At 66.0% G+C, this 23,542-nt stretch carries 24 protein-coding genes; 11 read left to right on the plus strand and 13 right to left on the minus strand.

The genetic code is table 11. The annotated features are described in order from the left end of the window. Position 1: 1 nt before the first annotated feature. The 5 genes from ACFWUR_RS05225 to ACFWUR_RS05245 all read right to left on the minus strand — a co-directional run bounded on the left by ACFWUR_RS05225 (position 2) and on the right by ACFWUR_RS05245 (position 4,017). On the minus strand, positions 2-1,054 hold the full coding sequence (locus ACFWUR_RS05225) for an alpha/beta fold hydrolase (RefSeq protein WP_378902134.1): 1,053 nt from the start codon (positions 1,052-1,054) through the stop codon (positions 2-4). Positions 1,055-1,130: 76 nt separating this feature from the next. Beyond that, on the minus strand, positions 1,131-1,409 hold the full coding sequence (locus ACFWUR_RS05230) for a DUF2516 family protein (protein ID WP_378902510.1): 279 nt from the start codon (positions 1,407-1,409) through the stop codon (positions 1,131-1,133). A gap of 92 nt (positions 1,410-1,501) precedes the next feature. After that, the gene (locus ACFWUR_RS05235; RefSeq protein ID WP_378902136.1) at positions 1,502-2,149 is read right to left on the minus strand and encodes a heparin-binding hemagglutinin; all 648 of its coding nucleotides are present in this window, start codon (positions 2,147-2,149) and stop codon (positions 1,502-1,504) included. Beyond that, entirely contained in the window at positions 2,149-2,595 is a 447-nt protein-coding gene (locus ACFWUR_RS05240) for a helix-turn-helix domain-containing protein (RefSeq protein ID WP_378902139.1), read from the minus strand. Before ACFWUR_RS05240 ends, ACFWUR_RS05235 begins: the two co-directional genes overlap by 1 nt. 90 nt (positions 2,596-2,685) lie before the next feature. After that, on the minus strand, positions 2,686-4,017 hold the full coding sequence (locus ACFWUR_RS05245) for a DUF445 domain-containing protein (protein ID WP_378902142.1): 1,332 nt from the start codon (positions 4,015-4,017) through the stop codon (positions 2,686-2,688). A gap of 235 nt (positions 4,018-4,252) precedes the next feature. Between ACFWUR_RS05245 and ACFWUR_RS05250 the strand changes: the two genes are divergently transcribed. From ACFWUR_RS05250 to ACFWUR_RS05285, 8 genes are all read left to right on the plus strand, one after another. After that, the gene (locus ACFWUR_RS05250; protein ID WP_378902512.1) at positions 4,253-4,969 is read left to right on the plus strand and encodes a TetR/AcrR family transcriptional regulator; all 717 of its coding nucleotides are present in this window, start codon (positions 4,253-4,255) and stop codon (positions 4,967-4,969) included. Positions 4,970-5,095: 126 nt separating this feature from the next. After that, on the plus strand, positions 5,096-6,526 hold the full coding sequence (locus ACFWUR_RS05255; RefSeq protein WP_378902145.1) for an ABC1 kinase family protein: 1,431 nt from the start codon (positions 5,096-5,098) through the stop codon (positions 6,524-6,526). A gap of 21 nt (positions 6,527-6,547) precedes the next feature. Continuing rightward, entirely contained in the window at positions 6,548-7,792 is a 1,245-nt protein-coding gene (locus tag ACFWUR_RS05260) for a saccharopine dehydrogenase family protein (protein WP_378902148.1), read from the plus strand. Next, complete coding sequence (locus ACFWUR_RS05265) at positions 7,789-8,421, plus strand: methyltransferase domain-containing protein (RefSeq protein ID WP_378902151.1); 633 nt, start codon at positions 7,789-7,791, stop codon at positions 8,419-8,421. Before ACFWUR_RS05260 ends, ACFWUR_RS05265 begins: the two co-directional genes overlap by 4 nt. A gap of 350 nt (positions 8,422-8,771) precedes the next feature. Continuing rightward, on the plus strand, positions 8,772-9,452 hold the full coding sequence (locus ACFWUR_RS05270) for a DUF3558 family protein (RefSeq protein ID WP_378902154.1): 681 nt from the start codon (positions 8,772-8,774) through the stop codon (positions 9,450-9,452). A gap of 45 nt (positions 9,453-9,497) precedes the next feature. After that, positions 9,498-10,700, plus strand: coding sequence for a hypothetical protein (locus tag ACFWUR_RS05275; protein ID WP_378902157.1), 1,203 nt, complete (start codon positions 9,498-9,500; stop codon positions 10,698-10,700). Next, a complete protein-coding gene (locus ACFWUR_RS05280) occupies positions 10,697-11,161 on the plus strand; it encodes a hypothetical protein (protein ID WP_378902160.1) in 465 nt (154 codons plus the stop codon). The genes ACFWUR_RS05275 and ACFWUR_RS05280 overlap by 4 nt, the downstream gene beginning before the upstream one ends. Before the next feature lie 119 nt (positions 11,162-11,280). Then, positions 11,281-12,096: a DUF6159 family protein gene (locus ACFWUR_RS05285; protein WP_378902163.1), complete on the plus strand. Its 816-nt coding sequence runs from the start codon at positions 11,281-11,283 to the stop codon at positions 12,094-12,096. A gap of 88 nt (positions 12,097-12,184) precedes the next feature. On the opposite strand, the gene ACFWUR_RS05290 is transcribed toward ACFWUR_RS05285, so the two are convergent. From ACFWUR_RS05290 to ACFWUR_RS05315, 6 genes are all read right to left on the minus strand, one after another. Further along, positions 12,185-12,748, minus strand: coding sequence for a vitamin K epoxide reductase family protein (locus ACFWUR_RS05290; RefSeq protein ID WP_378902515.1), 564 nt, complete (start codon positions 12,746-12,748; stop codon positions 12,185-12,187). Continuing rightward, entirely contained in the window at positions 12,748-13,518 is a 771-nt protein-coding gene (locus ACFWUR_RS05295) for a DsbA family protein (protein WP_378902166.1), read from the minus strand. The genes ACFWUR_RS05290 and ACFWUR_RS05295 overlap by 1 nt, the downstream gene beginning before the upstream one ends. Before the next feature lie 73 nt (positions 13,519-13,591). Beyond that, entirely contained in the window at positions 13,592-14,437 is an 846-nt protein-coding gene (locus ACFWUR_RS05300; RefSeq protein ID WP_378902169.1) for a PPK2 family polyphosphate kinase, read from the minus strand. Positions 14,438-14,452: 15 nt separating this feature from the next. Continuing rightward, the gene (locus ACFWUR_RS05305) at positions 14,453-15,910 is read right to left on the minus strand and encodes an alanine/glycine:cation symporter family protein (RefSeq protein WP_378902172.1); all 1,458 of its coding nucleotides are present in this window, start codon (positions 15,908-15,910) and stop codon (positions 14,453-14,455) included. Between the two features lie 48 nt (positions 15,911-15,958). Further along, positions 15,959-17,182 (minus strand): AI-2E family transporter, encoded by a 1,224-nt coding sequence (locus ACFWUR_RS05310; protein ID WP_378902175.1) that lies wholly within the window; start codon positions 17,180-17,182, stop codon positions 15,959-15,961. 65 nt (positions 17,183-17,247) lie between these two features. Further along, positions 17,248-18,300, minus strand: a complete 1,053-nt coding sequence (locus ACFWUR_RS05315; protein WP_378902178.1) for an NAD(P)-dependent alcohol dehydrogenase — start codon at positions 18,298-18,300, stop codon at positions 17,248-17,250. A 119-nt stretch (positions 18,301-18,419) separates the two neighbouring features. Between ACFWUR_RS05315 and ACFWUR_RS05320 the strand changes: the two genes are divergently transcribed. Then, positions 18,420-19,490 (plus strand): S1C family serine protease, encoded by a 1,071-nt coding sequence (locus ACFWUR_RS05320; protein ID WP_378902181.1) that lies wholly within the window; start codon positions 18,420-18,422, stop codon positions 19,488-19,490. Positions 19,491-19,495: 5 nt separating this feature from the next. Here ACFWUR_RS05320 and ACFWUR_RS05325 read toward each other — a convergent pair whose 3' ends face one another. Continuing rightward, on the minus strand, positions 19,496-20,779 hold the full coding sequence (locus tag ACFWUR_RS05325; protein WP_378902184.1) for a condensation domain-containing protein: 1,284 nt from the start codon (positions 20,777-20,779) through the stop codon (positions 19,496-19,498). A gap of 94 nt (positions 20,780-20,873) precedes the next feature. Here ACFWUR_RS05325 and ACFWUR_RS05330 point away from each other — a divergent pair, with 94 nt between their 5' ends. Together ACFWUR_RS05330 and ACFWUR_RS05335 are read left to right on the plus strand one after the other, a co-directional pair. Further along, positions 20,874-21,416: a TetR/AcrR family transcriptional regulator gene (locus ACFWUR_RS05330; protein ID WP_378902187.1), complete on the plus strand. Its 543-nt coding sequence runs from the start codon at positions 20,874-20,876 to the stop codon at positions 21,414-21,416. A gap of 156 nt (positions 21,417-21,572) precedes the next feature. Further along, positions 21,573-22,907: a DUF1254 domain-containing protein gene (locus tag ACFWUR_RS05335; protein ID WP_378902190.1), complete on the plus strand. Its 1,335-nt coding sequence runs from the start codon at positions 21,573-21,575 to the stop codon at positions 22,905-22,907. Between the two features lie 103 nt (positions 22,908-23,010). Here the strand turns inward: ACFWUR_RS05335 and ACFWUR_RS05340 are convergent, their stop codons facing one another. Continuing rightward, a complete protein-coding gene (locus tag ACFWUR_RS05340) occupies positions 23,011-23,439 on the minus strand; it encodes a VOC family protein (protein ID WP_378902193.1) in 429 nt (142 codons plus the stop codon). Positions 23,440-23,542 lie beyond the last annotated feature (103 nt).

Genomic DNA, 23,542 nt, shown 5'->3' on the forward strand with positions numbered 1-23,542 from the left:
GTCAGGCCAGGGCGCGCACGGGCTCGCTGACGGCGGCGAGTACCTCGGCCACCTCGGCGTTGAACAGGTCGAAGCGTTCGACGTTGCCCAGATGGCCGGTCGGCAGCACCTTGAACGCGGCGAGCGTGCCCGCTTCCTGCAGCAGCGCGGCCAAGCGTTCGGCGTGGATCGCCGGGGTCATGTCGTCACGGTCGCCCGCGAGCACGGTGGTGGGCACCGAGAAGTTCTTCGCGTCATCGCCCAGATGCAGTCCGGTGAGCAGGAACCCGTAGCGCGATCGCGTCATCATCGGGCACCCGCGCACCACCGACAGCGCGTAGTTCAGCTTCTCGCGCGAGGTGTCGAGGGTCATCACCTGCCGAGCGAAGATCCAGCGCACCGGCTTGATGGGCGGCAGGACCACCGGGGTACCGAGGATGAGCTTGCCGAGCCAGTCCGGCGTCGGCATCGACCGGCCGCGCAGAATCCGCAGCGGCACGTTGAGTCCGGGAACCATGGTCGACACCTCGACCAGCGAGTGCGCGCCGGTATTGGTGAGGATCACCGCGGCGGCCTGTTCGGCGACCCGCTCCGGGTAGCGGCCCGCCCATGCGATGAGCGTCATTCCGCCCATGCTGTGCCCGGCCAGCACCGCGCGTTGTCCCGGCAGCAGGACGGCGTCGAGCACGTCGCACAGATCGTCGGCGAGCAGGTTCGTGCTCGGGCGGGCGTACCCGTTGGTGCTCTCGCCGTGGCCGCGCTGGTCGTAGGCGACCACGCGGTACTCGCCGGCGAAGGCGTTGATCTGAGCGTTCCAGTACTCGAGCGAGCACGTCCAGCCGTGGGCGAACACGATCACGGGGGCGTCGACCGGGCCGTAGGCGTGCACCCGCAGGCGGGCCCCGTCGGCGGTGGTCACCGGGATCACGTCGTGGGGCATTCGCGGCGGATCGAAAGCCGCGATCCCGTGGGACCGTGTCCGCAGGTCGGCCCGGTGGGCCGCGAGGGTGGTCTCGACCACCGTGGACGCCTGCGCGATCAGGTTCCGCAGGGCCGTCGGCAACGTTGCACGCATCGGCACACTCCTTCGTGTTACTGCTAGATACAGTAACACTGCGTACCACTCACCCGCGAGCCCTTCGTCGGACCGATTACCAGCGCGGGCCGCGCTGCACCTCGTCGACCTTCGGGCGCACGTCCGCCAGATACACACCGGTCGCGACGATCCCGATTATCGCGATGAACCCCAACCCACCCGCGCCCAGCAGCAGAAACACCAGCGCACCGCCGAGAATGGCCAGCCAGATCGGCTTGCTCAACTTGTCGACGGCGGTGAAGGCGTCCGAACGCTGCCGAACCGCGTGAACGAGCGCGAACACCGTCGCACCAAGGGCACAGGCCCACAGGACCAGCAAGATCAACGAGGTCATCCCATTCACGATGTTCACGCCCCCATCATACGAACAGCGGCCCCGCACACGCAGGTGTGCGGGGCCGCTGTCAGCGGTGATGCTCGAAGGCTTTAGACCTTCTTGGCAGGGGCGGCCTTCTTGGCCGGCGCCTTCCTGGGGGCCGGAACCTTCTTGGCCGCGGGAGCCTTGGCCGGAGCCGGCTCGGTGGTGACGGCGACGACCTCGGCCTCGACTACGGCCTCGACCTTGTCGGCCACAGCCTCGGCCTCGGCCTTGCCACGGCCCAGCAGGTCGTTGACCTTGACGAGGGCGTCCTCGGCGCGAGCGGAGGCATCCTTGTAGAGGGTCTCGACGCGACCGATCTGCTCGTCGACGGCCTGGTTGGCACGCAGCCGGTCGACGGTCTCCTCACCGCGAACGGCGAGGTCGGCGTAGATGTCGAGCGCCTGGCGGTAGTACTGCTCGGCCAGCTTGCGCAGCTCTTCGGGGGTGAACTTCTCGCGCAGCTCGGCGAGGTCCTCCGGCAGCTCCGACGGCAGGCCGGAGATGCGGTCACGCAGGGTGTCGAACTGGGCCTGCACGTCGGCGGGCACGTTCGCGATGCGCTCGCGGGCCTCTTCGACGCGGGCCTTGGCATCGGTGGCGACAACGCGGCCACGGACGTCGGCGACGACGTCGTTCACGGCGGCGTAGAGGGCGTCACCGGCGCCGACGGTGGCGAACAGCGGCTTGGTCACAGTGGCGGTCTTCTCGGTCATCAGTCTTCATTCTCCTGGTGTGGCGGAGTGTCAGTTGTCGTGAACGAAACGTCAGTGTCTCGTTCGTTCCCCCCTGAGCCGGCTACTTCCCCGTTTTCCCGGCGAAACGACTCATAGATTTCCAGCAACACCTGTTTCTGCCGCTCGGACACCGAAGTGTCGGCCAACAGGGCGTCACGGACCGGGCTGTGCGGACGCTGTTCCAGAAATCCTGCCCGCACATACAACACCTCCGAGGAAACTCGCAGCGCCTTGGCGATCTGCGCGAGTACTTCGGCGGAGGGATTACGTAATCCGCGTTCGATTTGGCTCAGATACGGATTACTTACCCCCGCCAGAGCGGCGAGCTGACGCAGGGACACCTGCGCACCTTCGCGCTGTGCCCTGATGAAACCTCCGATGTCTTGAGCCGCGTGCGCTACACGACTCTCGGGTTGGTCTGTCATCGCTCACCTTCTGGCGTTGTAAGGCCAATACTAGAACAGGGTGCTAGCTATTGCAAGCACTACAGTTAGCACCGGTCGGCTAACCCTCGATCAGTGGAACAGCAGCTGCGAGATCGAGTAGATGGCCAGGCCGGCGAGCGAGCCGACGACCGTGCCGTTGATCCTGATGAACTGCAGATCCCGACCGACCTGCAATTCGATCTTCCTGCTCGCCTCGTCGGCGTCCCAGCGCGCGACCGTGTCGGTCACCAGGGTCGTGATCTCCGCGGAGTAGTTACCGACCAGATAGCGAGCACCTCGATCGATCCACCCGTCCACTTTGCCACGCATCGACGAGTCGTCACGCAGACGCTCGCCGAGCTGTTGCACATTCTCGGCCACCTTGCGCCGAAGTGTGGAATCGGGATCGTCGGCTGATTCCAAGATCAACCGCTTCGCCGCCCGCCAGGTGGCCTCGGCCATTCCGGTGATCTGCTCGCGGCCCATGATCTCGGCCTTGACCTTTTCCGCCTTGGCGATCATCGCGTCGTCGTTTTGCAGGTCGTCGGCGAAATCCTGCAGAAAACGATCGGCGGCTCGACGCAATTCATGATCGGGATCGGAGCGCACCTTCCAGGTGAACTCCACGAGCTCCCGATAGATTCGCTCGGAAAGCAACGTGTTCACGAATTTCGGTGCCCACTGCGGCGCGTCGCGCACCACGATCCGGTCGATCGTGTCCTGTGAGCCCAATGCCCACTGATGCGCGCGCTCGGCCAGCAGATCGATCAGCGGCCGCTGCCGGTTGTCGGCGATCATCTCCGAGAGCACCCGGCCCAGCGGCGGCCCCCACAGTGGTTCGGCGATCCGCTTGACGATGGTGTTGTCGATGATCTGCTCGACGTCCTCGTCGCGCAGCGTGTTCACGACCGCGGTCAGGATCGTCGCGCTCTCCTGCGCCACCCGGGACGCGTGCGCCGGATCGGCCATCCACCGACCCACCCGCAGCGAGATCTGCGCCGAGTCCAGGCGTGCCGAGACCACGTCGGGGGCGAGGAAGTTGGTGCCGACGAAGGCGCCGAGGCTCTCGCCGAGCTGGTCTTTCTTCTTGCGGATGATCGCGGTGTGCGGGATCGGCAGGCCCATCGGGTGCTTGAACAGCGCGGTCACCGCGAACCAGTCGGCCAGCGCGCCGACCATGCCCGCCTCCGAGGCCGCGCGCACATAGCCCACCCACTCGCCCCCGCCGCCGCGCGATTCCAGCCAGCGGCACAGCAGGTAGATCACGCTGGCCACCAGCAGGAAACTGGTCGCCAGCGCCTTCATCTTGAACAGGTCGCGTTTCTTGCCCGCCTCGTCGGCCATCACCGCGAAGCCGACGGGCTGGGCGGCGGGCTCGGTGCGCGGCGTGAGAACCGCCGTGTTGCCGGGAGATTTCTCCATAGCCCCCATTCTGCTGTGCGCGCGGCGAGTGCGCCGCCGCCAACCCCGCGTGGCGTCTCCCACGACACGGCGAACCGTCCGGTTTGTCGTACGCGCGGGTAGCGACCGGAGTGTGGTAAATGCCGCAACGTGGGCCAAAGGAGCGCCACCCCACACCCGCACGCCTAAGCTGTTCGCTAGAGACGCCAACAACGATCGCAAGGGGGCTGTTCTGTCCACCGAAGACCTTGTCGAGATCGGCGAGCAGTCGAGCCGAGCCACCCCCGTGCGCGGCGGCGGCCCGGCCGACGGCCGCAAACGGCGGTGGCGACAGCACAAGATCGACCGCCGCGAGGAACTGGTCGACGGCACTCTCAATGCCATCCGCGCGCGCGGCAGCCAGGCGGGCATGGACGAGATCGCCACCGAGATCGGCGTGTCCAAGACGGTGCTGTACCGCTACTTCGCGGACAAGAACGACCTGGTCCACGCCACCATGCAGCGCTTCATCGAGACCACTCTGCTGCCGCGGGTGTACGGCGCGATCAGCCTCGACGCCGACGAATACCAACTCGTGCGCGCCGCGATGACCGAATACGTCGGCACCGTCGACGACGACCCCGAGGTCTACCGGTTCATCATGAGCAACTCGGCGGGCGACAAGTCCTCGCTGGCGGAGTTCGAGCGGCTGTTCGCCGAAGTGGTCACCACGGTGCTGGTCGAACGGGCGGGCGACAAGGGTGTGCGCACCGACGGCGCGATGCTGTGGTCCTACGTGCTGGTCGGCGGCATCCAGCTGGCCACGCACTGGTGGACGACAACCGAGAAGGCCATGCCCCGCCAGGACGTCATCGACTACCTCACGATGATGGCGTGGAGCGCGCTGGAGGGCATCGTGCGCGCAGGCGGCTCACCGGCGTACTTCACCGCGCAGCCGCACCTGTTCCCTGAGGTTCCCGAACAGCTGTCCTGACCGGCACTTTCGAACGTTGACGGGAGCCGGACTCGACAATCCGGCGCGGTTGGCTACGCTGAACCCGGGCGGGACGCTGTGGCTTGTGTCACCGCCGTGCGCGTCGGCACCAACGGAGGTACCTCGATGGCGAAAAACGTGCCGACTTCCCGGCTTGCCCGCGGGACGAAGCTGGGGGCGGTCGCGGCGGGTTCGGTCATCCGCTCGAAGAAGACCAGGCTATCGATGCGCGGACGCTCGGAGGCGGTGCGCGCGCGGATGGCCGAGGAGTCGATGATCCGCACCACCGAACAGGTGGTCATGGTGCTGGGCACCATGAAGGGCGTCGCCATGAAACTGGGCCAGATGATGTCGGTGCTCGACCTCGACCTGGTGCCCGAGAACCATCGCGAGCGTTTCCAGCAGCGCCTGGCCGTGCTGCGCAACGCGGCGCCCACGGTCTCGTTCGAGTCCATGCGCGAGGTGATCGAGCAGGATTTCGGTGCCCCGCTGGCGGAGGTCTTCGCCGAGTTCGACCCGGAGCCGATCGCCGCCGCCTCGATCGGCCAGGTCTACCGGGCCACCCTGCACGACGGCCGCGCTGTCGCGGTGAAGGTCCAGTACCCCGGGGTCGACGCCGCCGTGCGCGCCGATCTGAAGAACCTCACCATGTTTCGCCGGGTGCTGGCCTCGGCGATGCCGTGGATCACCCCCGCGGTGCTCGACGAGCTGAAACTGAACATGGAGAGCGAGCTCGACTACCAGGCCGAAGCCGCCACGCAGGCCGAGATCGCGCACCTGTACCGCGACCACCCGTTCATCGTGGTGCCCTCCTCGGTGCCCGAGCTGTCGACCACCCGCGTGCTGGTGAGTGAGTTCATCGACGGCGACGGTTTCGACGAGATCCGTAAGATGCCCGCCGCGCAACGCGATCGAATCGGCGAGATCATCTACCGCTTCTACGTGGGATCGCTGTTCAACTTCAACGAGTTCTGCGGCGACCCACACCCGGGCAATGTGCTGCTCGCCCGCGACGGCCGGGTCGCCTTCCTCGACTTCGGGCTGTTCAACCGGATGGACCCCAAGCTGGTCGGTTTCGAGATCCTGTGCTTGCGCGCGGCCGCCGAAGACCGCGCGGAAGACTTGCGGCAGTTGATGATCGAGCGCGGCGTGATCGATTCGCCCGAGGAGATCGGCGCCGAGGAATGCCTCGAATACGTGCTGTCCGCCTCGGAGTGGTGCCTGGTCGACGAGGAACTCACCATCACCCCCGAACTGGCCAGCGGCGCGTTCCTGCTCGCCGTCGACCCGAGGGCCAGCGAATTCACCGGTATGAAGCAGCAGAATCTGCCGCCCGAACACCTGTTCTCCCGCCGTGCCGACTTCCTCACCTTCGGCATGCTCGGCCAGCTCGACAGCACCAACAATTGGCATCTGATCGCCAGGGAATGGCTCTACGGCGATGAGCCGGTCACCGAACTCGGCCTGGCCCATCGTGATTGGCTCAGCGCCCATCCACCGAAACCACCGAAGAAGACCCGCGCGCGCAAAGCCGGCGCACCCGCCATCAAGCCCTGATCACCTTTCGAAAGGCACGTCATGCCGCAGCACCGTGAGTTCGACCTGATCCTTTTCGGCGCCACCGGTTTCGTCGGCAAACTCACCGCCGAATACCTCATCACCGCGGCCCCGGCCGACGCCAAAATCGCCCTGGCCGGTCGCTCGGCGGCCAAGCTCGCCGCCACCCGCGCCGAGTTGGGCCCGGCCGCCGCGCAGTGGGAACTCGTCGTCGCCGATTCCAGCGACCCGGCCTCGCTCGCGGCGATGGCCGAGCGCACCAAGGTCGTGGTCACCACCGTCGGCCCGTACCTGCGCTACGGGCTGCCGCTGCTCGGTGCGTGCGCCGCGGCGGGCACCCATTACGCCGATCTCACCGGTGAGCCGTTGTTCATCCACGACGCCATCGAGAAGTACGAACAGGCCGCCGTCGACTCGGGCGCCAAGATCGTGAATTCCTGTGGCTACGACTCGATTCCGTCGGATCTGAGTGTGTACGAGATCTACCGCGCCACCATCGCCGACGACACCGGCGAGCTCGAGGACACCACCCTGGTCGCCTACCTCAAGGGCGGTATGAGCGGTGGCACCATCGATTCCGGGCGCGCCATGATGGAAGACGTCGCGGCCGATTCCGCGCGCGGCAAGATCCTGGCCCATCCGTATTCGCTGAGCCCGGACCGCAGCATGGAGCCCGATGTCGGCCGTCAGTCCGATCAGGCGCTGGCCCGCGCCGACAGCATCGACGCCAGCCTGGACGGCTGGGTCACCACGTTCGTGATGGCCTCGCACAACACCAAGGTCGTGCGCCGCACCAACGGCCTGCTCGGCTGGGCCTACGGTAAGCAGTTCCGCTACCGCGAGGTGATGAACGCGGGCACCTCGGCCGCCGCACCGTTGGTGGCGGCGGGGATCGCGGGCGGCATCGTGGCCGGAATGGCCTCGGGTGCGGTTCTTTCGCGCGTGTCGCTCGGGCGCAAGCTGCTCGACCGGATCCTGCCCAAGCCCGGCACCGGCCCCGACGAAAAGGCCCGCCGCAGTGGATGGTTCACCATGAAGACCTTCGCGCGCACCAGCTCCGGCGCCAAGTACCAGGCCACCTTCTCCGGCACCGGCGATCCCGGCTACCAGGCCACTGCCGTGCTGCTCGGCCAGAGCGGCCTGAGCCTGGCCTTCGACACCCTGCCCGAACGCGCGGGCGTGCTCACCCCCGCGTCAGCGATGGGCGAGGCACTCACCGCGCGGTTGCGCGAGGCGGGTATGACCATCGAGGTTGCACGACAGTGAATCTCGCCCGCAAGACCATGAACGCCCCGGCGCTGGCGGCGGTGTACGAGCACGCGTGGCGACCCACGCTGTTCTACCTCGCCAGCGGCCGGACCACCGGCACCGACCGCCGCGACGCGGTCGACACCCTGCGCCTGAGCGGCCCCATGAAGGTGCTCGACTTGGCTTGCGGCCCAGGGAATTTCACCCGCTACCTCAGCGAGTACCTGACCAAGGGCGGCTTCGTCACGGGCCTGGACTATTCGGCGCCGATGCTGGCCAAGGCCGCCACCGACAACGCGAGCCCCCGCGTCGGCTACGTCCGCGGCGACGCCCGCACGCTGCCGTTCGCCGACGGAACCTTCGACGCCGTCTGCTGTTTCGGCGCCCTCTACCTGATCCCCGACCCGCTGGTCGCCACCCGCGAGATGATCCGCGTGCTCGCCCCCGGCGGCCGAATCGCGATCAGCACCAGCTACGCCGAGGACAACCTCTTCGGCTCGGCGAGCAGCCTGGCCGCGAGCCTGAGCGGCCTGCGCCTGTTCGACCGCGACACCTTCCCGAAGCTGTTCGCCCGCGCCGGCCTGACCGACATCGACCAACGCGTCCACCGCTTCATGCAATACGTGGACGCCACCAAGCCGGCGTGACCCGGCCGCGCTACGTATGCCCGACCTCTCGCCTACCGCGGCCCCGCAGAGCTCAGCTGCGACCGGCAGACGCGACGCATCGGGTTACGTGCCGAAACCTGAATCGTTGAAGTGCACCTGTGGTGCGATTCCCGCTGAAAGCGCGCATCGGTTTGTCGTAGATGTGCTGCCGTAACTATCGGGCAATCTGGTGGGCCCGACGAGGTGGAATGGCGCGGACGACACGGATGGCCGTCCCATCCTGCAATCTCCCAATTCGGGACTCAGCTCAACCCTGAGTAGTCCCGATCGGGTGGTTTTCCGATGCATCGCAGTCACTCTGGGGCAACGTATTCGACGACCGCTCGTGGATGGAAGTCACGGCATGGTCGCCTCGACAGCGAGTTGCTCACTGTTGGTCCGTCTGCTTGGATTGCCGAAAGTTGTTCGGTCCGTTCCTACTAGGGGGAAGTCCAGTGACCCGTCCCGCGCCAGCCATATTCGGACTGGCCGTAGTGGTGTCCATTGCGAGTTTGACAGCTGGTTGTGGGGCCGACGAATCTGGCGGCAGCGCACAGACATCGAGCTCGACTGTCACCGTCGAGGGTCAACCTGCGTCCGCCATACCAGCTGTGTTCGAAGGCGTGGACCCGTGTGCACTGTTGACAGGCGATGATGCAAGCAATGCCATCGGAGTACCAAGTGTCCGACCCCCCAGACGAATGACCGGCACTGGAGAATCCAGCGCACTAGCCGACTGCGCATGGAGACCCCCCGAGGAAAGCCTGGGAGTGCACCTCGGGTTCACTACACCGCCTACGTTGCCAGTCACCGATAAGGTGGAGGCTTGGACGATGGAGATCGGGCATCCGGCCCGGGTTTCTACGATCTCGGGGGCGTGTCACGCGTTCGTTTGGTACAGCAACGATCGCATGGTTGATCTGAAGATCTACCCGCCTGAGCGGCAACGGGCGTCATCCCTGAACGACGACGTGTGCGCTCGGTCCAAGCCATTGATCAAACAGGTATTCGACAAAATTCCCTGGAAATAGCATCAACGCTTGGCGTTATACCCAATTTTGCGGAGGGGAAGAATAATGGGGATAGCATTCAAAGTCGAGGCTGGCGAAGTCGCCGGGCTTGGCAAGCTGATCGACGAGATCGGCATTAATGCCGACTATCTCACACGCACAACCGGAGTTATGGGTGGCCCCGCTACCGATGGCTACACCGGCATTATGCAATTGCTTATTACGCCGCTGAATTCGCTTCGAGATACGACGAGTGATCGCCAGCGAAAGATGACGACGATCCTCCAGAACACAGGTGTCGAGCTCAACAAAGCCGCGTGGATGTACGTCGACCAAGACGCTAAAAACTACGCTGCGCTGAACGCTCACACCAATGGGATCGAGACCGGTGACCCAAACACGGAAGAGCAGGGAACCACTGAAGCTTTCGTGAATGCCGTGCCGTACAGTGGCCCGGAGACCCTCTCGATCCCACTCTGCACAGTATCGGTACCTCCAAATCTCAATGAGATTCTGGCACAGGGCAACGAGTGGATACAGGATATCCTGGATTACTTCTCCGAGATCGGCTACAACCCGCTCACCGATGTCCTTGAGAAGATTGGCGGGAACTGGAACGACCTGAGACGTATCGGTGAGGTTTACAAAGAGGTCGGGGATAACTTCGAAAAGGGCGGACTAAATCTGGAATGGGGGAGAACCACAGTTGACTCGCATTGGGATGGGCAAGCTTCGACCAACTTCCAGGACTTTGCAGGTCGACTGTCCGCCGGTATGCAATGGGAAGGGCCGATAGGCAGATTGATCTGCACGGCACTCGAACGAGTTGCCGACGAGATCGAAAAGGCTGTCACCGAGGCTATCAACAAGATCATTGAGGTTCTGAAGAGCCAGGTCGTGGTCGATGGCGTCAAGTCGGGCCTCAAGTTCGCCCTGAAGAAGGTCCCGGTCGCCGGATGGGCATACCAGCTCGTCGACATCGCCGTACAACTCAAATCGGTAATGAACCATGTCATGACATTGGTTGAATCCATTCAAACAACCGTTAATTCAGTGAAGGATTTTGTCGAATTCGTCAAGGACCCGGTCGGCAATGTCGAAGAAGGGCTCGAAGCCAAGCTGAAACCGATCACCGACAAGATCGAAGACGCTCAGCAGAAGGCCGAAATGGCTCAGGATATTGCCGATGCGGGGAATATCGAAACGGTCAGAAACAAACCGGATTCGGCCTATGAGGTAGGCTCCGGATCGCAACCTTGGGGTTCGTGATGAATATTCCGGTAGGAGACGCAGACCCGCAACATTTGCGAGCATTCCAGCGCTTGATGGGAGCGGTAGACGCTCTGGCGACCCTGCGAATCCGCAGCGAGAACACCACCATTGACGAGCTGTGCGCTGTTCCGGTCACCGATGAGTTCATGAATCTCTTGGCAGCCTCTCCGACTGCGTCCGTGGAGTTGCAGACCTATGCCCGGCGAGTGGCATTCGGGGAAGCACGCTGGAACGACATCGAGCTTTGGGCCAACCCTGTGCCGCCGGAGGTCGCCGAGTTGAAGGCGTCACCGCGCCATGAGTGGCTGTATTGTCCCGTCGCGAAACCGACGCCGCCCGCTGAACCCGTTCGAGCTCTGACCTATGGGTCAGTCTTCCGCCGCGGCGAAATCGTCGGACCGAGCGACGATGATGATGATGGCGACGACAACAACACACCCCGATCTTGGCTCGTATAGCGCCTGATCGGGGATAGTCAGGCATTGCGGCGCGGCCGTTCGGCGGGCGTCGCCAACTTGACCGAAACGAGCACCCGATAGGCTGACGTGGCTGGTGACACCGAACGAAGGGGGCTACGGTGGCATTCGCTCAGTCGTGGCAAATGTTCAAGACCTCGGCCTCAGTGCTGAAGCAACGCAGGGAACTTGCGATCTTCCCGCTCTTGTCCGGCGCGGCCAGCGTGGCGGTGACCGTCACCTTCTTCGTGCCGATTGTGGCGACCGACGTGTGGGACAAATCGTCGGCGCTGACTTACATCTTGTTCGGGCTGATGTACCTGACGTCGGCATTCGTCACCCTCTTCTTCAACGCGGCGCTGATCTCACAGGCCGACGTGGCAATGCGCGGCGGCGATCCGAGCGTCGCGGGCGGAGTCCGTGCTGCGGCCGGGAGATGGCCGCGAATCCTGGGCTGGGCGTTGGTGACGGCAACGGTGTCCCAGCTGTTGCGGATGGCGCAGGACCGGGTGCCTTTCCTCGGCTCGATCCTGTTGGGGCTCATGGGTGCAGCCTGGCAGGTGGTGACCTTTCTGGTGCTGCCGAAGATGGTGCTCGCCGATCGTGGCCTGGTCGACGCGGTGAAGGATTCCGCCGAATCGATGAAGCGCACCTGGGGCGAGAATGTTGTCGGCAACGCCGGTCTCGGCCTACTCGGCTTCCTACTCGCCATCCCCGGTGCGGCTGTCGGCATTCTCGGCATCACCCTGATCGGCACCAGCATCGCACTGGCGATCCTGTTGTTCCTCGTGGGAGCGGCCATGCTAATCGCCGCCGCCGTCATAGTTTCCGCCCTGTCCGGGATCTACCAGACCGCCCTCTACCGCTACACCGTCGACGGTGTAGTACCCGCCGCGTTCACCGACGTGGACCTCGCCCACGCTTTTCACCAGCGCTGACCTACTACCGACGCCGATTCAGGTCAGGCCCGAGCAGTCAGCAAGCTCCGGCTTGCCGCCACCCGCCGACTGAGCTCGGTCTACCCAGCTAGACCAGGCTCAGCCAGTAGTCCTGGAACTTCAGGAACACCAGCAGCAGCACCACCGCGTAGAACACCACCACCAGGGTCCAGCGCCATTCGGCGAGGATTCCCATCGCCCCGCGCGAGCGGCCCCACAGTTCCTGGGTGGTCACCGCGAACAGCACCGGCACCGCCACCCACACCACCATGCAGTACGGGCACAGCGCGTTGATCCGGTACAGGCTCTGGAAGATCAGCCAGCACAGTCCGGCCATGCCGAGCACGGTGCCGATCCACAGCCCGCCCCAGATCCAGCGCGGGAAACCGACGCCGAGCACCGACAGCAACGCCAGCGTCACCACCACCGAGAACCCGACGACGCCGATCAGCGGGTTCGGGAAACCGAATACCGCGGCCTGGTCGGTCTTCATGATCGACCCGCACGACAGCACCGAGTTGATGCTGCACGAGGTGACGTAGTCCGGGTCGACGAACAGCTTGAACCGTTCGACGGTGAGGGTGAACGACGCCAGCCAGCCCGCCAGCCCGGCGATCAGCAACAGCCAGGCCGAGCGGGCGGGGGCGGTGATCACTTGGCCGCGTCAGCGATCACGGCGGCGAGGCCGTTCTCGGTGAAGATCGCGTCGGACTGGTTCAGTTGACCGTTGACGAACACCGACGGCGTCGACTTCACGCCGCTCTGCAGCGTGGTCTGGGTGACCTGCTGGATGTAGTCGTTGTACGGCTTGCCCTCGATGCAGGTGGCGACGGCCGGATCGGTGTAGCCGGCGTCGGCGGCGATCGTGATGAGCTCGTCGTTGCTCAGGCCGGCACCGCCCTCTTCGGGCTGCTTTTCGAACATGGCCTGCAACCAGGACTGGTACTTGGTCGTATCGGACTTCGCCACGCAGAACGACGCGTTGGCCGCGCGCGAGGAGTACTGGTTGGTCGAGGCCCTGTCGAGGAACGAGATGATCTGGTATTCCACCGAGGCGGTGCCGTCGGCGGCGGCCTTGGCCAGCGCCTCCCCGTTGGCGGCCTCGAACTGCTTGCAGGCCGGGCACTGGAGGTCGGCGACCACGCGCACCTTGACCTTCGCATCGGGATTGCCGATGACCACCGTGCCGGTCTCGGTGACCGCCCCGCCCGTCGCGGGCAACTGCGCCGCCGAAATAGTCGACGATTCCGTGTCGGAATCGGACTTGTTCACGGCGATTCCGATGCCGATGGCCGCGACCAGCGCCACCAGGACCGCGGCGACGCCGACCTGGATCGCGATCTTGCGCTTCTTGTCGGCCGCCTCGGCCGCCGCCAGCGGATTCTTGCCCGAGGGGCTCTTGCCCGTGCTCACCGTCGTCACACGCCTTTCGCTCGTTTGCTCCCCACCACCGAACATCATGCGGGCCGAACCTGAGAGTTTCCGCAAAGCTCGTTCAGGACTCGTCGAGTCGCCGTAACTGCTCGGCGATATCGAAGTCGGCGGGCGGCCAGTCGAGTTCCATTTCGGCCAGCGCGGCGATCAGCAATTCGGTGACCGCGAGGCGTGAGTACCACTTGTGGTCCGACGGCAGCACGTGCCAGGGCGCGTATTCGGTGTTGGTGCGGTCGAGAACGGCCTGGTAGGCCTTCTGATATTCGGGCCAGTAGGCGCGTTCGGTGATGTCGGAGGGGTTGAACTTCCAGTATTTGTCCGGGCGCTCCAGCCGTTCGCGCAGCCGGCGCTTCTGTTCGTCGAGGGAGACGAACATGGCGACCTTCACGATGGTGGTGCCCGCGTCGGCGATCTCCTTCTCGAAGGCGTTGATCAGGTCGTAGCGCTTCTCCCACTCCGCCTGCGGCACGAGATCGTGCACCCGCACCACCAGCACGTCCTCGTAGTGGGAGCGGTCGAAGACGCCGAGCTGACCGTGCGCGGGCAGTTTGTTGCGGATGCGCCACAGGAAATCGTGCTGGGCCTCCAGTTCGGTCGGCACGCCGAAGGACGCGTGATCCACGCCCTGCGGGTCGACCGAACCGATGACGTGGCGCACGATGCCGCCCTTACCCGCGGTATCCATGCCCTGCAGGATCAGCAGCACGCTGCGCTGGCCGCCGGTGCGACCGTGCGCGAACAGCTTCTCCTGCAAGGCCGACAGCACCGTCGCGCGTTCGGCGAGCAGGTCCTTGCCGAGTCGCTTGTCGCCGGTGAAACCCGGCGTGCTCGAGGTGTCGAGATCGGCGACGCGGTGACCGTCGGCGCGTAGTGCGATATCAGCCGATTCGGCCCAGTATTTCGCCATTTCCCATGCCTACCACTAGTGGGTGGGTTTACCGGGCAAGCTCGACGAAATCGTTGCCTGCCAGCACTGCACGCCCGCCGGGTCGGCGATGTCGGCGCTGTGTACGTACACGGGGTCCTTGCCCGCGCGGCGCTGGGCACGGTAGTCGGCGAGCAGGCGGAACGCGATGACGCCGAGCGGGATGATCGCGGCCAGGTTGACCAGTGCCATCACGCCCATGAACACGTCGGCCAGGTTCCAGATCAGGCTCACCGAACCGAGCGCGCCACCGAAGACCGCCACCAGCACCAGCACCCGGAAGGTCGTGAGCGCCTGGGGACGGCCGGTGATGAATTCGATGTTGGAACGGCCGTAGTAGAAATTGCCGATCATCGAGCTGAACGCGAGCATGAACACCACCGCGGTGAGCACGTGGCCGGCCCAGGAGCCCAGTGAGGTCTGGAGGGCGTTCTGGGTGAGGTCGGCGCTGCGACGCTCGGACAGGTCGGGGTCGCTGGTGAGGATGATGAACGCGGTGATCGAGCAGATCAGCAGGGTGTCGAAGTAGACGCCGAGCGACTGCACCAGCCCCTGCTTCACCGGGTGCGACACGTCCGCGGCCGCGGCGGCGTTGGGAGCGGAGCCGAGACCGGCCTCGTTGGAGAACATGCCACGCCGGATTCCCTGGGTGATAGCGACACCGATACCGCCGCCGACCACCTCACGCAGCCCGAACGCCCCGCCGACGATATCGGCGAACACCCGCGGCAGATCACCGATGTTCAACACGACCACCGCGATACCGAGCAACAGGTACACCAGGGCCATCACGGGAACGAGCACCTCGGTGATGCGGCTGATCCGGCGCACCCCACCGAAGATCACCAGCCCGAGCAGCACGACCAATCCGAGCCCGACCATCGGGGCGTACCAGTCACCGTCGAGCCCCGACAGCGAGGCGCGACTGGTGACCACGATGGTGTTGGCCTGCACGGCGTTGAACACGAAGCCGAAGGTCAGCGTGATGATCACCGCGAACGCCAACCCCTGCCAGCGGCGCCGCAGCCCGTGCTCCATGTAGTACGCGGGGCCGCCGCGAAAGGTCCCCGGCTCGCCTTCTCGCCGCTTGTAGAGCTGGGCGAGCGTGGATTCCACGAACGCCGACGCGGCGCCGACCGTGGCCATCGCCCACATCCAGAACACCGCCCCGGGTCCACCGACACTGATCGCTGTCGCGACACCCGCGATATTGCCGGTCCCCACCCGCGCGGCCGCGGAGATACTGAACGCCCCGAACGCCGACACCGACTTCTTCCCGTCGGGCGCGGTCGGCCCCTTCTCCGTGACCACCCGCAACATCTCGGGCAGCATCCGCAGCTGCACCACGCCGCTACGCACGGTGAAGTACAACCCGGCCACGATGACCAGCGGGATCAGCAACCAGTTCCAGAACGCGTCGTTGATGTCGACGATCACCGAGTTCAGGGTGTCCATCCGGCGAACGCTACCGCCGCCGCCCACCTCGACCGGTCAGGCCCCGGCTCATGTTGCCGGATCAGTGCGCCGGGAGCCGGGCTGTTCGTCGGCGGAGGCGGTGCCGGACTCGGCCTTCTTACGCTTTTTCTTCTTCGGCGGCGGGGCGTCGGCCTCTTCGGTGACTTCGTATCGCCGCACGTAGGCGCCCGCGAAACCCTGCAGTGTGGCGGTCACGGGAATCGCTAGCAGGGCGCCGGTCGGCCCGAGTAGCGCGGCGCCCGCGATCACCGCCCCGAAAGCCACCGCCGGGTGCATGTCCAGGGTGGTCGCGGTGATCCGCGGTTGCAGGACATAGTTCTCGAACTGCTGATAGGCCACGATGAACAGCAGGATCCACAGGGCGCTGATCGGATCGTGCACCAGCGCGACCAGCACCGGCAGCGCTCCGGCCATATACGTGCCGACAGTCGGGATGAACTGGGAGACGACGCCGACCCACAACGCCAGGGCGAACGCCGACGGCACATCGAGCACTCGCAGCGCGACGTAGTGCGCGATGGCCGAGCACAGGGCGAGCAGCGCCCGAGAATAGATGTAGCCACCGGTCTTGTCGACCGCGATGTCCCAGGCCCGCAGCACATGTTTCTGCTGTCTCGGAGGCAACAGCGAACACACCCAGGTGCGAAAGCGCGGTCCGTCGGCCGCGAAGTAGAACGTGAACAGCAGCACCCCGAGCAGCTGGAACAGCGCCCCGATCGCGACGGTGCCGATGCCCCAAACGTTTCCGGCCAGGCCCACCAGGTACTTCTCGATCGTGGAGCTCCACTCCGAGGCGTACTTGGTCAGGTCGTCGCCCGAAAGATCCTGGTGAAAGGTCGAGTTCACCCAGTCGACCAGGTCCTGGACGTAGTCGGGCGCGTTCTTCACCAGCATGGTCACCTGGTTGACGAGCAGCGCGCCCAGCGTCCACACGAACGCGACGATCAGCACCAGCACCACCAGGAACACCGCGCCGGTGCCTGCCCCACGCCGCACACCGCGCGCCGCGAGCCAGTTCACCGCGGGCTCGATCGCGAACGCCAGGAAGATCGACACCAGCAGCACTGTGAGCAGGCCCTGCATCTTGCCAAGCACCCAGAACGCCGCGATCAACCCGGCCACCGCGAGCACGGCGTACAGCAGCGCGCGCGGCAGCCAGCGCGGCGGTGTTCGCACCGTCCAGAAGGCGGGCAGGGCGTTCACGTCGGCAGGCTGTGCGGCAGGTAGAGCGGATTCGTCCTCGGCGACCACGAATGTCACGGTACCCAGGACCAACGCTCACGGCCCGTCGGCGCGCGTACCGCCGACCCGGTCGACTACACCGTGGCGGTGTCGATCACGAACCGGTACTGGACATCGCTGGCGACCACGCGGTCGTAGGCGGAGTCGATCTCATCGGCGGAGATCAGTTCGATCTCCGCGCCGATCCCGTGCGCGGCGCAGAAGTTCAGCATCTCCTGGGTCTGCGCGAGGCCACCGATCATCGATCCCGCCAGTGAGCGACGGAATCCGGCGAGGTTGCGCCCGCTCACGCTCATCGGGTGCTCCGGCAGGCCCAGGATGACCAGTGTGCCGTCGAGGGCGAGCAGGCGCAGGTAGTTGTCGATGGGCAGGTCGGCCGAGACGGTGTTGATGATCAGGTCGAACCGGCCGCGCAGCTGACGGAAGGTTTCCTTCTCGCTGGTGGCGTAGTAGTGGTCGGCTCCCATGCGCAGACCGTCGTCGCGCTTGCGCAGTGACTGGCTCAGGACCGTCACCTCCGCGCCGAGCGCCGCGGCGATCTTCACACCGACGTGCCCGAGCCCGCCCATCCCGATGATCGCGACCTTCTTGCCCGGTCCCGCGTTCCAGTGCTTCAACGGCGAGAACAGCGTGATGCCCGCGCACAGCAGCGGCGCGGCGACATCGAGACCGATGCCTTCGGGGATCGACACCACGAAGCTCTCGTCGACCACGATCTGGGTGGAGTACCCGCCCATCGTGTACCCGCCGGGCTGCGCGGTTTCGGGGACGGGCGAGTTGTAGGTCCAGGTGGGGCCGTTGGTGCAGTACTGCTCCTCGCCCGCCAGGCACGGCACGCACTTGCCGCACGAGTTCACCAGGCAGCCGACGCCGACCCGGTCACCGACCTGGTATTTGCGCACCGACGAGCCCACCGCGGCGACGATGCCCGCGATCTCGTGGCCGGGCACGCACGGATACTGCGCGCCGCCCCACTCGTTGCGCGCGGTGTGGATATCGGAATGGCAGATACCCGCGTATTTGATGTCGATCAACACATCGTCGGGTCCGACTTCGCGGCGTTCGATCGTGACCTTCTCGAAGGCCCCGTCGGGGGAGGGCTTGGCGTAGGCGGCAGCGGTGCTCATGGCTACATGCCTACAGCCGCATGCGTGCTTTGCCAAGTAGGCCGCGTCCGTATCGAGACCGGCGGAGGCGAAAAACCGGTCACAATGGATTGGTCGGCTCGCGAGAGAGGACATGTGCGGTGAAGCGTGTCGGACGAGTGCTGGTGACGATGGTGGTGGCGTTGCTCGGGGTGTGCGCGTTTCTCGGGTTTCGCGGGGAATTCGTCCTGGTCGAGCCGGAATTCGTGGCGCAGGCGCAGCCGCCGGTGCTGGTGCCGCTGGATCCGGTGCTGGTCGCCGGGCAGATGGAGTCGGTGCTGGTGAACATCGACGTCGACGCGGGCGGTGTCGGGATCGGGGCGGCCGGGTCGGGGATCGTGCTCACCGCCGACGGGCAGATTCTGACCAGTCATCACGTGATCAAAGGGGCCGAGGCGCTGCGCGTCACCGATATCGCCACCGGGCTGATCTACGAGGCCACCGTGCTCGGCTACGACTCCGGCGCCGACATCGCGCTGCTGTCGCTCGGCGGGGCCCGAGATCTCCCGACCGCGCGCCTGGGCACCTCCGCCGACCTGCGGATCAGCCAGGATGTGCTGGCCATCGGCGACGCGGGCGGCGACGGCGGAGCACCGACCTCGGTCGCCGGTCCGATCACCGATCTGAACGCGACGATCGTGGCCATGAACTCCGCCGACCTGACCCGCAAGGCGCTCGACGGGATGGTGGAGATCGCCGCGCCGGTGATGGGCGGGCAGTCCGGCGGCGCGCTGGCCGACGCCTCGGGGGCGGTGGTCGGGGTGATCACGGCGGCCTCGGGCGAGAACTCCCGCGCCGAAGGTAAACCGGCCAACGGGTACGCCGTGCCGATCGACACCGCCATGCGGATCGTGGCACAGATCCGCTCCGGCACTCCCACCGACACCGTCCACATCGGCCCCACCGCCACCCTCGGCGTACAGGTCATCGACGCCCGCCCGGCCGGCGCCCAGGTGAGCTGGGCCTTCTACGGCAAACCCGCGCGCGAGGCCGGAATCAGCATCGGCGATGTGATCACCGCGGTCGACGGCGTCTCGATCACCACCGCCAAGGCCCTGGCCGCGGCGATCAACATCCGCAAACCCGCCGACCCAATCCGACTCGACGTCACCTCCCCCGACGGCGCCACCCGAACCGTCGAAGCGGTGCTGGCAAAGGGAACACCCAGCTAGCCCCCTCACTCGAGGGTTTGCAGCATTTCGCCGAGGGTCAGGCGCAGTTTTTCCATGGAGGCTCGGCGGTAGAGGGCGGTGTCGTATTCGAGTTGGAGGGTGAGGCGACCCCCGATGGTGAAGGCGGTGAGTTTCGGGGGCATGGCGGGGCCCATGGCGTAGACGTCGTCGCGGACGAAGGCGATGTGCTCGGGGATCGAATGGGGTTGCAGGCGACCGATATTGGAGACGGCGATGGTGGGGGGTGCGGCGAGCAGGGCCGCGGTGACGTCGTCGTCGACGAGTTGGGCGGCGAGGGGAAAGAGGGCGGGTTCGCGGCGCTGCGAACCGGCGCGCAGGCCTGCCTCGACCGAGTGAGCCAGTTCGAGTTGGGTGGTGTCGCCGTTCGCCCGGACCGCGACGCCCGCGCCCGAGGCGAAGTTGACCATGGTGTCGGCGGGCACCGGCGGATCGAACTCCGCACGCACGTCGGCCGCGTACCCGCAGAACATCGGCACGCCGCCCGACTCAGGGAAGCGGGTCCGGATGGCGGCCAGGGCCGCACCGGTGAGCACGCTGTTCACCGAAAGGCCGTGCGAGCGCGCCGATGCCACGAGTTCAGCGGTCTCCTCGGCCGTCAGTTCGATGCGCTGCATCGCGAATCGGCCGAGCGGATCGGCGTCGGAGCCGTCGCGGGGCAGTGTTCGTGGCGCGTCCTGCGGACTCATCGTCGCCGCCCCCGCTCGGATCTCGGCCAGCCACGCCCGTGCCTGCTCGACCGAAACCACTTCGGCCAGGCGGGTGTCCATGGCTTCGGGCAGTCGCTGATCCGAATCCGGTTCCGGCACAGCGGTGCCCCTCGCATGGGCGGTGTAATGCCGCCACAGCTGCCCCAGCAGCGCGAATCCCGATCTGCCATCGGAGATTCCGTGATGGACGACCAACACGATCTGCTGCCGTAGCCCCGCCCGCAGCAGGTACGCGCGGAACAGTCCCTCACTCCAGTCCCGCGGGTCGTTGACCAGCGCCAGATACTCGGCTTCGCCGCCTTCGACGATGTCGAGCCGAGGCCGGAACTCGTCGTCGCGAACGAAGTATCCCCCGCCGCCCTCGGTCACCACCCGGCTGCGCAGCAGCGGATGCGCGGCGGCGAGTTCGTCGAGCACCGTCCGCAGGATCGCGGGGTCGAGCACGCCGTGCACGGTGGTGCCGAGAAACAGCGGCATCCCACCGGCAGGCACGCTGCCGATGGTCGTGTCGGTGCCGAAAAAGCTGGATTCGAACGCGGAGATACGTCGCCGAGAGGTCATGTTCGAAACATACATCCGTTTCATACACTTGTCACTGACGCTTGTTTGAAACGAGTGTCACGAACACGCGTATGCACCTTGCTATGGTGCGCGGGTGGGAACGCGAGAAGATCTCCTGGAAGCCGCCAAGCAGTGCCTGGCCGAACGCGGCTACGCCCGCACCACGGTGCGCGATATCGTCGCCGCCTCCGGCACCAACCTCGCGGCCATCAACTACCACTTCGGCACCCGCGACAAGCTGCTACAACAGGCCATGCTCGAATCCAGCGCGACCGCGGTGACGCAGATCCTCGACGCGCTACCCGCCACCGACCCGACCGATCCCGCCGCCCGCCTCGAAGCGTTCTGGCAGAGCCTGATCACCTCGTTCGTCGAGAACGCGCCGCTGTGGCACGCCAACGCCGAATGCCTCAACCAGGCACTGCACTCCCCCGAACTGCGCGCCGAACTGGCCGACGCGCAGGCCCGCGCCCGCGCAGGCCTCACCGAGGCCTTCGGCAACGGCGACCGCAATGTGGGCGCGATCCTGCAAACGATGATCGGCGGCCTACTCCTGCAATGGCTGATCGACCCGGCCAACGCCCCCACCGCGACCGAGCTCACCGCCGGCGCCCACGCCATGATCCGACGCTCCTGACCCCTGGCAATCACTCCGGTCCTTCGGTGAGAGGCCCCGCGAGGGCCGCGATCTCACCCGACATGGGCGATGTGCGTCGATCCGACATCGGCGAATGCTGGTATCGCGCGGTCCGATCATGGTCGCGCGACGCGTACGCCAGGACGAGGAGCGCTCATGCCGCATCAGAACGTGCCCGAACTGACCGCACAGGCCTACCTGTACGGGTTTCCGCTCGTTTTCAACCTTGATTCGATCGAGCGATTCATCCGCGAGGGCATCGGTGCGAGCCCAGCGACGCCGTTCAACAGCTTCTCGCACGCCCGCACCCTGTCCGACGCCTCGGCGAAGTTCGTCTCGGTCAACAACGACACCGTGTACTCGATCGCCCCGATAGACGTTTCCGCGGGCCCGGTGATCCTGCACGTGCCCGACACCGGCGACCGGTACTACGTCATGCAGTTCATCGACGCGTGGACCGACAACTTCGCCTACGTGGGCAAGCGCGCCACCGGCAACCGGGCAGGCGACTATCTGCTCGTACCACCGGGATGGGACGGCACCGTCCCCGAGGACACCACCGTCATCCGATTTCCCACCGCGGTCGGCGTGATCGTCGGGCGATGGGCGTGCGCGGGCGAGGCCGACCTCCCCGCCGTGCATGCCCTGCAGGACGCGACGACCTTGACGCCCGTCGACCGCGCGGCGCAACCTTCGGGACTGCCGTCGCCGGATCCGACCGTCGCCCCTGACCTGATGTTTCTGGAAAAGGTCCGGGTCTGGTCGCAGGCATATCCCCCGGCCGAACGCGATCGCGCACTTCAGGATTCGTTGGCTGAGATCGGCCTGACGACCGCGGGCGCCTCTCCCTACCTGTCGCCCGCCCCGGACCGAGCATCCACCCTGCGCGCCGGGCTCGGCGAAGGGCAGGAAGAACTGTCGAAGGCGATGACGGGCGGGGGCATCGACAAGCAGAACGGTTGGCACCTGATGCTGCACATCTTCGACTACAACGTCGACTTCTTCGAGGTCGGCACACTCGACGACGAGAATTTCAAGATCACCGACCCGGCGCGGCGGATCGTCGCTCGCGCCGTGGCGGCCAAGGCCGGCCTCTGGGGCAACCACGGTTACGAGGCCGCCTACGCCATGATCTACGCGGACGACGCAGGACAGCCGTTGAACGGCACGAACACCTACACCCTGCGCTTGGACCCCACCCCGCCGGTCAACGCCTTCTGGTCGGTCACGATGTACTCGACGCCGGACTTCTACCTGTGCGCCAACCCGATCGACCGCTACTCGATCGGCGACCGCACCCCGGGCCTGGTCTACGACGACAACGGCGCACTCACGATCACCATCAGCCACGCCGAGCCCGCCGACCCCAAGGCCCGCGCGAACTGGCTCCCCGCCCCCGAAGGCGGCTTCCGCCCCTGCATGCGCATGTACGAGCCGCGCCAGGCCGTCCTCGACCAGACTTACGTCCTCCCCCCGATCACCAGGACCTGACCCACCGGCACGCTGGTGGGTGTCCCACCTCGTGCGGTCGAGTACCGCGGCCTCCAGCGGCTTCGGTGGCCCGCGGGGCTCGGTTCGGTTCCGCCCAGCGGGCTCAGGCGCCGAAATCGGGAATGGTGATCGAACCGTCCGCGGCCAGTGGGAAACCCGGGTTGTGCGCGACCTCCCAGGGATGGCCGTCCGGATCGAGGAAGACGCCCGAGTGGAAGCCGAGGGGGTTGGTGGCCGGGGGCTTGGTGATCGTGGCGCCCGCTGCCTGTGCCAGCGCCAGCAGTTCCTCGACCTCGGCGTCGGACCGCACGTTGTGCGCCAGGGCGATCCCGCCGAATCCCGTGCCCTCCTCGGGCACACCGGAATCCGCGGCGAGCTTGTCCCGGCCCCACAACACCAGGCCGAGCCCGCCTGCCTGGAAGAAGACCGTCTGCTCGACCTCCTGGCCACGCCAGCCGAGTGCTTCGTAGAAGGCGCGCGCTCGCGCCAGATCGGCCACACCCAGGGTGATCAGGCTGATTCGCTGTTCCATTCACCCACGGTAGAGCTCGACCGCGGCCGAACACGGCGATCTCGGCCGTGTCGGCGCGACAGACGAAACGGGCGCACCGATTTCGGTGCGCCCGTTCGACATT

The sequence above is a fragment of the Nocardia sp. NPDC058633 genome, from assembly GCF_042717045.1.
Classification (GTDB): domain Bacteria; phylum Actinomycetota; class Actinomycetes; order Mycobacteriales; family Mycobacteriaceae; genus Nocardia.